The 11,179-nt window shown below is 36.6% G+C and carries 14 protein-coding genes; 13 read left to right on the top strand and 1 reads right to left on the bottom strand.

Annotated features, from left to right (window positions below; all coding sequences use genetic code 11):
* The 13 genes from HALSAC_RS17510 to HALSAC_RS0109560 form a co-directional block, all read left to right on the top strand.
* Nucleotides 1–463: IS30 family transposase (locus tag HALSAC_RS17510; RefSeq protein WP_245579453.1), on the top strand; the 463-nt coding region annotated here is incomplete at its 5' end.
* A 175-nt stretch (nt 464–638) separates the two neighbouring features.
* Nucleotides 639–860, top strand: coding sequence for a trp RNA-binding attenuation protein MtrB (gene mtrB, locus HALSAC_RS0109615; RefSeq protein ID WP_027340086.1), 222 nt, complete (start codon nt 639–641; stop codon nt 858–860).
* A gap of 367 nt (nt 861–1,227) precedes the next feature.
* Nucleotides 1,228–2,709: an anthranilate synthase component I gene (gene trpE, locus HALSAC_RS0109610; protein ID WP_027340085.1), complete on the top strand. Its 1,482-nt coding sequence runs from the start codon at nt 1,228–1,230 to the stop codon at nt 2,707–2,709.
* Entirely contained in the window at nt 2,706–3,278 is a 573-nt protein-coding gene (locus HALSAC_RS0109605) for an anthranilate synthase component II (RefSeq protein WP_027340084.1), read from the top strand. Before trpE ends, HALSAC_RS0109605 begins: the two co-directional genes overlap by 4 nt.
* 124 nt (nt 3,279–3,402) lie before the next feature.
* Nucleotides 3,403–4,428 (top strand): anthranilate phosphoribosyltransferase, encoded by a 1,026-nt coding sequence (gene trpD, locus HALSAC_RS0109600; protein ID WP_027340083.1) that lies wholly within the window; start codon nt 3,403–3,405, stop codon nt 4,426–4,428.
* Nucleotides 4,428–5,198: an indole-3-glycerol phosphate synthase TrpC gene (gene trpC, locus HALSAC_RS0109595; protein ID WP_027340082.1), complete on the top strand. Its 771-nt coding sequence runs from the start codon at nt 4,428–4,430 to the stop codon at nt 5,196–5,198. Before trpD ends, trpC begins: the two co-directional genes overlap by 1 nt.
* Nucleotides 5,195–5,806, top strand: coding sequence for a phosphoribosylanthranilate isomerase (locus HALSAC_RS0109590; protein WP_027340081.1), 612 nt, complete (start codon nt 5,195–5,197; stop codon nt 5,804–5,806). The genes trpC and HALSAC_RS0109590 overlap by 4 nt, the downstream gene beginning before the upstream one ends.
* Before the next feature lie 196 nt (nt 5,807–6,002).
* Nucleotides 6,003–7,181: a tryptophan synthase subunit beta gene (gene trpB, locus HALSAC_RS0109585; RefSeq protein ID WP_027340080.1), complete on the top strand. Its 1,179-nt coding sequence runs from the start codon at nt 6,003–6,005 to the stop codon at nt 7,179–7,181.
* Nucleotides 7,181–7,987: a tryptophan synthase subunit alpha gene (gene trpA / locus HALSAC_RS0109580; RefSeq protein ID WP_027340079.1), complete on the top strand. Its 807-nt coding sequence runs from the start codon at nt 7,181–7,183 to the stop codon at nt 7,985–7,987. Before trpB ends, trpA begins: the two co-directional genes overlap by 1 nt.
* 695 nt (nt 7,988–8,682) lie before the next feature.
* Nucleotides 8,683–8,889: a heavy-metal-associated domain-containing protein gene (locus HALSAC_RS0109575; protein WP_027340078.1), complete on the top strand. Its 207-nt coding sequence runs from the start codon at nt 8,683–8,685 to the stop codon at nt 8,887–8,889.
* 250 nt (nt 8,890–9,139) lie between these two features.
* Nucleotides 9,140–9,412: a metal-sensitive transcriptional regulator gene (locus HALSAC_RS0109570; protein WP_027340077.1), complete on the top strand. Its 273-nt coding sequence runs from the start codon at nt 9,140–9,142 to the stop codon at nt 9,410–9,412.
* A 14-nt stretch (nt 9,413–9,426) separates the two neighbouring features.
* Entirely contained in the window at nt 9,427–9,825 is a 399-nt protein-coding gene (locus tag HALSAC_RS16535; RefSeq protein ID WP_051412165.1) for a SoxR reducing system RseC family protein, read from the top strand.
* 21 nt (nt 9,826–9,846) lie between these two features.
* The gene (locus HALSAC_RS0109560) at nt 9,847–10,656 is read left to right on the top strand and encodes a Cof-type HAD-IIB family hydrolase (protein ID WP_027340076.1); all 810 of its coding nucleotides are present in this window, start codon (nt 9,847–9,849) and stop codon (nt 10,654–10,656) included.
* Between the two features lie 226 nt (nt 10,657–10,882).
* On the opposite strand, the gene HALSAC_RS0109555 is transcribed toward HALSAC_RS0109560, so the two are convergent.
* Nucleotides 10,883–11,179 (bottom strand): transposase (locus HALSAC_RS0109555; RefSeq protein WP_027340075.1); only part of this gene is annotated, 297 nt, incomplete at its 5' end.

Genomic DNA, 11,179 nt, shown 5'->3' with positions numbered 1-11,179 from the left:
AAAGGGAAAAGGAGAGCCTTTCTTATTAGTTCTAACGGAGAGGTATAGTAGAAAAGAAATAATAGAGATTATACCTAATAAGACGCAGGAAGCTGTAATAAGAGGTCTGGATCGAATAGAAAGAAGAATAGGAGTAAAGAAGTTTAGAGAATTGTTCAAGACTATTACAACTGATAATGGGAAAGAATTTTATAACTATACAGGAATAGAGACTTCTTTTACAAGAAGTAAAATTCCAAGGACAAAGCAATATTATGCTGATGCTTACTCTTCTTGGCAAAGAGGGAGTAATGAGAACTTAAATAAAATGATTAGAAGGTTTTTGCCAAAAGGAAGTAGCTTTAAGAATCTTAGTAGAAATCAAATTAAAAGAATTGAAAAATGGATTAATAATTATCCTAGGAAGATGTTTGGTTTTAAAAGTTCTAATAATATATTTGAAATAGGTTTAAATGTAGCATAAATAAACACATCATATGAGGTGTTTTTTTCCATAAAGGCTGTGCATTTTATATTGCAATTTTCAAATTAATATTATTATAATAAGTTCCTTGACAGATGTCACAAAATTGGATATTATATAATATAAATTAAGTAAGATAGAAACAGATTAGACTAGAAGAGATGAGGGATTTATAATGAGAAGTGGAAATAATGGAGATTATTTGGTGATCAAGGCCTTAGAGAAGGGTGTAACCATTATTGGTTTAACCCGTGGAGAAGATACAAAGTTTCATCATACAGAGAAACTTGATAAGGGTGAGGTGATGGTAGCACAATTTACAGACCATACTTCTGCCATCAAGATAAGAGGAAAAGCTGAGATTATTACAGAGCATGGAACTGTTCAATCAAATTAGATAAAGCTTAGAGAGTAGAGATTTTTTTAGACCTTAGATTAGTTTAGAGGATTATAGCTGAGAGCTTTACTTAAAATAGAATCAGATTAGACGAGACTAGAAGAGATTAGCTTAGATGAGATGAGACTAGAGAACCTAGGGGTTAGTATATCTAATTCCCTTCAGGGGCTACTGGACTTATGTCCAGTAGCCCCTTTTTAAATGATTAAAGATCAAAAGCTTAGACGCAGACTAAGATCTGATAAGAGCCGATGAAGTTCCGATTAGAGTATTAAATGGCTAATAGCCGATAGCTGACGACTACAAATAAGGAGTTGAGTTGAGATGAGAAGAGATGAGTTTTATTTGAGAGATGGGGTGGGCATTAATGTACTCCCCTAGTAGAGAAGAGTTTGTGACATTGGCAAAGGAAGGGACAATAATTCCCCTTTATAAAGAGATATCAGGAGATATGGAGACACCAGTTTCTGCTTTTAAGAAGGTTAAGAAGGATAGGTACTCCTATCTATTGGAGAGTGTTGAAGGGGGGCAACACCTAGGACGTTACTCTTTTATTGGTATAGACTATCATGGAGTAGTTAAATGCAAGGATGAAGATTTTATTTTAAAGAATAAAGATGGAGAAGTAGTTAAGCAATTCCAAACTACTAACCCCTTAAAGGAACTAAAGAAGATTCTAGATGATTATCAAGCGCCACAGATTAAAGGTCTTCCACGATTTTATGGGGGTGCTGTTGGTTATTTGTCCTATGATATAGTCAAGTACTTTGAAGACATTCCTCAAGGTGCTGAGGATGATTTGGAATTACCAGAAGTACTATTTGTTTTAAGTGATACATTACTTATATTTGATCATTTGCATCATAGCATTAAAGTCGTAAGCAATATTAAGATAGACGGTGAATTAGATAGGGCTTATGAAAAAGGGATGAAGAAGATAGAAAATATAATCTCTAAATTAAGATCTCCGTTAAGTAAGGAGCAACCTGATGGGATAGAGAGTAAGGAGTTTAATTTTCAATCCAACACAAGCAAGGAAGACTTTATGGAGAGTGTAGACAGGGCCAAAAACTATATTCTAGAAGGGGATATCTTCCAAGTGGTTCTATCTCAGAGGCTAGAGGCTAAGACAGAAGCTAAGCCCTTTGATATCTATCGAGAGCTTAGAAGGGTTAATCCCTCACCTTATATGTACTATCTAGACTTTGGTGACTTTAATCTTGTAGGATCATCTCCTGAACTCTTAGTAAGGGTTGAGGATGGAATAATAGATAATAGGCCTATTGCAGGGACTAGAAGAAGGGGTAGGGACGCAAAAGAGGATGAAGAGTTGGCTAAGGGTATGTTGGCAGACAAGAAGGAGAGGGCTGAGCATATTATGCTGGTTGACTTAGGACGAAATGATGTTGGAAAGGTAAGTGAATATGGGAAGGTAGAAGTTGATCAATTGATGAAGGTAGAGTATTACTCCCATGTGATGCATATGGTCTCTAATGTAAAGGGCCAACTTCGTGCAGATGAAGACATCTACTCCGCCCTAGAGGCCTGCTTCCCAGCTGGAACTGTATCGGGAGCACCCAAGATAAGAGCAATGGAGATTATCGACGAGCTGGAGAAGAATAGGCGAGGACCTTATGCAGGAAGTATTGGCTACTTTGGTTATTCAGGTAACTTAGATAGTTGTATTACAATTAGAACAATATTGGTTAAGGATGGAAAGGCTTATGTTCAAGCTGGTGCTGGAATTGTAGCTGATTCTAAACCAGAGTCTGAGTACCAGGAAACCTTAAATAAGGCAGAGGCCTTATTAGAAGCAGTTAGATTAGCTGGGGGAGGTGGTAGAGAATGATATTAATAATCGACAACTATGATTCTTTCACCTATAATTTGGCTCAGTTGATTGGAGAGTTAGGGTACCCTCTTAGAGTTGAGCGAAATGATAAGATAATTATAGATCAGATAAGAGAGTTAAATCCAGATAAGATAATAATCTCTCCTGGACCTGGTCGGCCTGAAGGTGCTGGAATTAGTCTAGACTTGATTAAAGAGTTGGCTGGTGAAATTCCAATCCTAGGAATCTGTTTAGGTCATCAAAGTTTAGGAGCCGCCTTTGGTGGGAAGATAATAAAAGCGCCTCAACTATTTCACGGTAAGACCTCTAAGGTGGTCAATAAAGGCGGAAGGGTATTAAAAGGTATAGGAGACTTTGAAGCAACTCGTTATCATTCTTTAATAATAGACCCTGATACACTACCATCTAGATATAAGGTCACAGCTCAAACAGAGGGTGAGATAATAATGGGGATCGAGGATGAGAAGGCTGGACTATATGGCCTCCAATTTCACCCCGAATCGATAATGACCGAAGTTGGCAGAGGAATAATAAGTAACTTCTTAAAGATAGAGGATAAAGAATAAAGTTCAAAAGAATTTTGAAACCACTAATTAACCCCAATATAGATCAAAACTTTAAAATGATTTTTATATACTATTAATTTTAAGATTGAAGGCTGATAGCTAAAAACAGAGGAGATGAGAAGAGATGAGAAGAGAGATTGAGAAGGTTATTAAGGGAGAGGATCTCTCCCTAGACGAGAGTAAAAGGGCTATGGAATCTATAATGGATGGAGAAGCTACTCCGGCTCAGATAGGTAGTTTCATTACTGCTTTAAGGATGAAGGGTGAGACCATTGAAGAGATAAGTGGAGCTGCAATGGTAATGAGAGAGAAGGCAGCGAGAATAGATACCAAGGAGAAACTTTTAGTAGATGTCTGTGGGACTGGAGGGGATAAGCTAAATACCTTTAACATTTCAACTACCACAGCTTTTGTAGTAGCAGGAGCAGGGGTTGCAGTTGCTAAACATGGGAATCGTTCAGTTTCTAGCCCTAGTGGTAGTGCAGATCTTTTGGAGGAGCTAGGAGTTAATTTGACTCTAACGCCAGGGCAAGTAGGTAAGTCAATAGATGAGATAGGAATTGGTTTCCTGTATGCACCAACCTTTCATAAGGCTATGAAGTATGCCATTGGTCCAAGAAAGGAGATTGGGGTAAGGACTATCTTTAATATGCTTGGCCCTTTGACTAATCCAGCTCATGCGCAGGTGCAACTCTTAGGTGTCTATAGTCCAGACTTAACAGAGCCTATTGCTTATGTATTGAAGAACTTAGGTGTAAAGTCAGCCTTTGTTGTTCATGGACTATGTGGGATGGATGAGTTATCTACAGTAGGAAAAACGAAGGTAAGTAGGTTAAAAGAGGGGAAGGTATCAACTTACGAGGTTATTCCTAGTGATTATGGTTTAGAAGAAGCTACTTTAGAAGATCTAAAAGGTGGAGACCCCAAAGAGAATGCTCAGATTACCTTGGATATATTTAAGGGTAAAAAGGATAAGAAAAGGGATATTGTCCTCTTAAATGCAGGAGCGGTTTTAGTAGGAGCAGGGAAAGCGGAGAACTTGAAAGAAGGAATTCAACTTGCTGCCAAAGTAATAGATGAAGGTTTGGCTTTAAAGAAGTTAGAGGAGTTAATCGAAGTAACTAACAACTTAGCTAAGGAGGTGAGCTGATGATATTAAGGGAGATTGTTGAGCAGAAGAGAAGAGAGGTTAAGAGAGATAGAAAAGAAGAGTCAATTGAAAGTTTAAAGAATAAAATAGCTAGGTTAGAAGAGACTCGAAATTTCAAAGGTGCTTTAGCAAAGGAGGGGCTTTCTTTAATTGCTGAATTAAAGAAAGCATCCCCATCTAAAGGCTTAATCAGAAAAGATTTTAACCCTGTAGAGATTGCTAAGGAGTATGGGAGTGCTGGAGCTAGGGCTTTATCAGTCCTGACGGATGAAAGTTTCTTCAAGGGGAATTTGGAATATTTGAATTTAGTAAAGAATGAAGTTAATCTTCCTTTGCTGAGAAAGGATTTTATAATCGATCCTTATCAGATATACCAAGCTAGAGCTTATGGTGCTGATGCTATATTGCTTATTGTGGCTATTTTGACACCTGAAGAGTTAAGGGGTTACCTATCCTTGGCTGAAGAGCTAGATTTGGATGTTTTAGTAGAGGTTCATAATCGTAAAGAGTTAGAGGTTGCTTTAGAGGTTGATCCTTCGATAATAGGGATAAATAATAGAAACTTAAAGGTCTTTCAAGTTGATCTAGCAACTACCTTAGGCTTACAGAGATTAATTCCCGATGATAAGATTATTATCAGCGAAAGTGGGATCAGAGATCGAAAGGATATAGAACTTTTTTCTAAGCATCGAATCGATGGGGTATTAGTAGGGGAATCATTAATGAAAAGCTCTAATATTCCTGCCAAGGTTAAAGAGTTGATAGGATGACTAAGGTTAAGATCTGTGGATTAACCAATTTGGGAGATGCTAAGTTAGTAGCAGAGCTAGATGCCAACTTCTTAGGCTTCATATTTGCTCCTAGCCCAAGAAAGATTAACCTAGACGTTTTGAAGGAGATATCTAAGGGCTTGTCCAATAATGTTAAAAAGGTTGGTGTCTTTGCCAACCAAGAAGTTAAAGAGGTAAAAAGAATAGCTTATGAAGGTGAATTAGATTATCTGCAATTTCATGGTGATGAATCGCCAGAGTATTGTCAAAACTTTGATTTACCTATAATCAAAGCCTTTAGGGTAAGAGATGAATCTTATCTAGAGAATCTAAAGAGATATAGGGTTGATAAGTACCTCTTAGATGCCTATCATCCTCAGAAACTAGGTGGAGTAGGAGAGACCTTTAACTGGGAGTTAGCCAAAAAGGCTAAAGATTATGGAGATATAATAATTGCTGGTGGTCTAAATGGAAATAATGTAAAAGAGGTAATCAAAGAACTAAACCCCTTTGGTGTCGATGTAAGTAGCGGTGTTGAAAAAGAAGTAGGGGTTAAGGATGAAGCGAAGGTTAAAGTGTTTATTGAAAAGACTAAAAATAGTGTATGATTTATAATTAAAAGATTAAATTATTTAATTTATAAGTGATAGTATTTATAAAATTAAAGAATAATTAATTAATATTTCAAATTGGGTTTCTATTAGTGCTAATTCATATTCATTAGTGGTGAAAAAAGGGTTTTGATCTTAAGCTGAAGGCTGATAGCTGACAGTTGATGACTAATAAAAGAGGAGATGAGTAGTTATGAGTAAAGGTAAATTTGGTGAGTTTGGTGGAATGTATGCGCCGGAGATATTGGTTCCGGTATTAGAGGAGTTGGCAAAGGCTTATGATAAGTATAAGAATGATGAGGAGTTTCAAGAAGAGTTTAAGTACTATCTAAAGCAGTATGTAGGTAGGGCCAACCCACTTTACTATGCGGAGAGATTAACTAAGAAATTAGGTGGAGCTAAGATATATCTTAAGCGTGAGGATTTAAACCATATGGGTGCTCATAAGATTAACAATGCTTTAGGACAGGTTCTTTTGGCTAAGAGAATGGGTAAAAAGAGGGTTATTGCTGAGACTGGAGCAGGACAACATGGTGTGGCAACGGCAACAGTAGCTTCTATGTTTGGGCTAGAGTGTGATATCTTTATGGGTGCTGAAGATGTTAGAAGACAGGCGCTAAATGTATTTAGAATGAAGCTTTTAGGGGCCAACGTAGTAGCAGTAGAAGAAGGAACGGCTACCCTTACTGATGCAGTAGATGCAGCTTTAAGAAATTGGGTTGAAAGATCAGAGGATACTTTCTATCTGTTGGGATCAGCTGTTGGCCCTCACCCTTATCCTACTATGGTAAGAGATTTCCAGACTGTAATTGGTGAAGAGGCTAGAGAACAGATCTTAGAGGCTGAAGGTAGATTGCCTGATTATTTAGTTGCTTGTGTCGGTGGAGGAAGTAATGCTATAGGTCTATTCTATCCATTTATCGAGGATAAGGATGTGAAGATGGTCGGTGTTGAAGCAGCAGGTCAAGGTGTAGATACTGATAAGCATGCAGCTACTTTTACAAAGGGTAAGAAGGGAATTATCCATGGATATAAGAGTTATGTACTTCAAGATGAAGGTGGTCAGATTATGCCAGTTCACTCTATCTCTGCTGGGTTGGATTATCCAGGCGTTGGCCCGGAGCATAGCCACTTGAAGGATATTGGTAGAGCAAGCTATGAAGCAGTTACTGATGATGAAGCTGTAGAGGCATTTAAATTACTATCTAAGGCTGAAGGAATCATACCAGCTCTAGAGAGCTCTCATGCTATAGCTTATGTAGAGAAGTTGGCCCCTAAGCTTGATAAAGACCAGATTATAGTAATGAATCTATCTGGACGTGGAGATAAGGATGTTTATACAGTAGCAGACAAGATGGGGGTTGAAATTTAATGGGTAGGATTGATTCTGCCTTTAAAAGATTAAAGAGTGAGGGCCAACAAGCCTTCATTCCTTTTTTGATGGCTGGTGATCCAAATCTAGAGATGACAAAGGAGTTAGTATTAGAAGCTCAAAGAAGGGGTGCTGATATAATTGAGCTAGGTATTCCTTATTCTACACCTTTAGCTGACGGGCCAACGATTCAAAGGGCTGCTAAGAGGAGTTTGAAGAACAAGACAAATCTAACTGCAATCTTCTCTCTTGTTGAGGAGCTTAGAGAAGAGACCCAAATCCCTATATTATTGATGGGGTATTATAACCTGATCTTTAGTTATGGTCTTGAGAACTTTGTTAAAGAAGCTGAAAGAGTAGGAGTTGATGGAGTTATTATCCCAGACCTTCCTTTAGGTGAAGATCAAGAGTTAAGAGCTTATAGTAATAATTTAGATATAGTTCTTTTAGTTGCAACTAATACTACTGATAGAAGGCTTAAAGCTGCAGCCCAGAATTCATCAGGATTTATCTATGCCGTATCTACTCCTGGGGTAACAGGGGCAAGAGAGGACTTATCTTTGGAGATAAAGAAGGTTATAGATAAATTAAGAGAATATACTGGCACACCAATAGCCGTAGGATTTGGTATATCCAAGCCTGAACATGTAAAGGATGTACACTCTTTTGCTGATGGTGCAATTGTAGGGAGTGCTATTATTAAGAAAATAGAGGAGAACTTAGCCCTACTTCCTGATAGCGAAGAAGAGTTTATCGCCAAGGTAGGAGAGTTGATTGGAGAGTTAAGTGGAAGGGATAAGGGATAGAGGCACCTTTTTTGAAATTGCACGAAAGGTTTATCTTCTTTTATAAACTATGAGGGCAGATCCCTGTGCCTCCCCTTCATATAGGTCAGATTCCGGATTCCAGTTTTTTAATTTTCTTCGAATAATTTATAGTAAAGTGGATATAATATTGATGATCAGGGTGATAACTTAAGATCTTGCTGGAAAAAACCACAGAGGGGTGGTTTTTTCTTTTTTTATATGGAATAGTCGTAACAAAAGAAGAAGTCTTAATTGTTTAGCTTTTGCAGATTCCCTGTGCGTCAAACTCAAATGATTTAAGGTTTAATAAAGTTCAAGACCAAAAGTATTGGCACAGATTTACACAGATAAGAGCCGATAAAGTGCAGATTGAGGTATAAAATAAAATCCAAAAAAGTTTTAGATCAGATTTAATCAGCTTTGATCAGATTTTATCTGTGTTGAGAATTTTGAATGTATAGTTTTAACTCTTTAGCTCAAATTAGAGCCAGCCCAATTTGTTCTATATGGATTCTCAGTATTAATGTAAATATTATTCAACTATTTGTCCTTGGCTGACACTAGAACTTCCACTAACAATAGTCTCTTGACAATTAAATCAAATAGTGGTATTCTATAATCGACAGATACCCCAAAGGGGTATCAAGCTATTTTGATTTTAAAACTGTAAACTTAAAAAAGTAGGAGGAATTTAAATGAAAAAAGAAGAGTTTGAAGTACAGGGTATGTCTTGTGGTCATTGTAAAGGTGCAGTAGAAAAAGCCTTAAACTCTGCAGATGGAGTTAAAGATGCAAAGGTCGATTTAGAAGCAGCTAAAGTGAAAGTAGAATTTGATGAAAGTAAAACTGATTTAGATAAATTAAAGAATGAAGTAAGAGCAGCAGGCTACGAAGTTAGCTAAATACTTAAGAGGTCACTTCTATATTGATATAGAAGTGACTTTTTTTTATTAATAAAGTGTCAGTGCCAGTGTCTGTGTCCGTTAAAATCTAAGTTCTTGAATTTGCTGACACAGACACTGCACTGACACTGCACTGACACTGCACTGACACTAATAATAAAGCTCTGCTTTATTATTTAATTTTAAATTTAATCGAATTTGTAGTATAATTTCTTTAAGAAGAGATACTAGGTATAAAGGAGGGAAGTTTATGAGTTCGTATAACTCAGAAAAGGAGCAATTAATAAATCGCTTAAAGAGGATTGAGGGTCAAGTTCGTGGTTTACAAAGGATGGTTGATGAGGAGAAGTACTGTGTTGATGTTCTAACACAGATAGCTGCAGTTAGAGGAGCGTTAAATAAGGTTGGGATGAGAATCTTAGAGAAGCATACTCATGGATGTGTAAAGAATGCAGCTACTAAGGATAATGGTGATCAGATAATCGATGAATTGATGGATGTGATTTTTAAATTTAATAAGTAGATTGGAGGGAAATAATGAAACAAGTTGCTGAAGTTACTGCTCTTCTAGATGGAGGAGAAAAAGCTGAAGTTTTGATTAGAAAGCACTCAGCCTGTGGAGATTGTGGAGGGTGTGAAGGTATAAAGGACAGAGATATGATAGTTGATAACCCTCTTAGGGCCAAAGTTGGCAATCAAGTCTATTTGGAGTTGGCAGAGAAGAATATTTTAACTGCAGCGGTGTTAATCTACTTGTTACCCATAGTTGGATTGATAGCAGGATATTTAATTGGAGAGGCATTGGGAGTTGATTCTGAAGGTCTTAAGGCTTTTATGGGCTTTGTTTTATTCTTCTTATCTTTCTTAATTGCAAGATTATATGGTAGAAGTAGAGAAGAAGATTATGAATTTCAAATGATAGAGGTTATAGAATAAATAATAGCTGGAGGTATAGATATGAAATATAAATTAATAGCAATAGATTTAGATGATACATTATTAGCAGAGAAATCAGGTGAATTACAAGTTTCTCAAAGAAATAAAGAAGCGCTAAAAGCTGCTATGGACAAGGGGGTTAAGGTAGTAATATCTACTGGAAGAATGTTTTCGTCTTCTTTACCTTATCTTTTAGATATTGGTTTAAAGGGTGAATCAATAACCTATAACGGAGCTTTGGTTAGGGATATAGAAACTGGGGAAATTATAGAGCATAATCCAGTACCTTTAGGTTATTCTAAAGATATAATAGACTTTGTTAAGAAGAAAGATTTACATATAAATTTTTACATTGACGATATTCTTTATGTAAATAAGATGGAAGAAGAAGCTAAATGTTACGAAAGGCTATCAGGAGTTACTCCAGTTTTAATTAAAGAAGATTTAGAGACTTTTTTAGATATACCTTCTACTAAGATGTTGGTTGTAGAGTTGGATGAAGATAAATCTAAAGAGCTTTTAGCAGAGTTTAAAGAGAACTTTGGTGAGCACCTACATATCACCCCTTCCAAGCCGATCTTTGTTGAGGTGATGGGCAAAGGTGTTTCTAAAGGTAGTACCATAGCTAGGTTGGCCCAGCGTTATGGTATAAAGCAAGAAGAAGTAATTGCAATAGGTGATAGCTCTAATGATTTAGAGATGGTCGAATATGCTGGCTTAGGTGTAGCGGTTGATAATGCTAGAGATTCATTAAAGGAAAAGGCTGATTATATAACTAAGGCTAACTTTGAAGACGGGGTAGCCTACGTGATTGAGAAGTTTATCTTGTAATTAAGTGGTAGGGTAATATGTCAAGAGAAAATTTAAACAAAAATTACCCAGTTAATTGCCTAAAATTAGGCATAGCACACCCATACCCTGTATAAATGGTTAAATTTAACAGAGCTATAGCTAGTTATAACATTACTAAAAATAAGTTATTAAATCTGGGTGTAAACTTAAATAACTTAATTTTAGAGAGATTCTTTATAGACTATTCTCTAAAAGTCTAGAGGTTTTAGGTCTGATAATCACCTCCAGATGAATTGAGGTACTGGGAAGGATCATAAAGCACATTATCGCGCAGCAGAACGAAAATAAGCCGTACTAACTTTCTAGCACTCAAAACTAATGCTCGCTTGTGTTTATGTTTAGTTGACTCTTTGTGCTTTTTAGAATAATAGTCTTTATATTCAGGGCAATAGTTTTTAACTGAATTGGCAGCTTGTATCAAGTAATATCTGAGATATTTATTACCATATTTACTCATACCAGTTTCATCACTTTTGTAGTCATTAGATTGCTTATGATTCCA

Source organism: Halonatronum saccharophilum DSM 13868, from assembly GCF_000517025.1.
Lineage (GTDB): Bacteria > Bacillota > Halanaerobiia > Halobacteroidales > Halobacteroidaceae > Halonatronum > Halonatronum saccharophilum.
The sequence above is the reverse complement of the archived record's forward strand: the minus strand, read 5'-3'. Positions and strand labels throughout refer to the sequence as shown.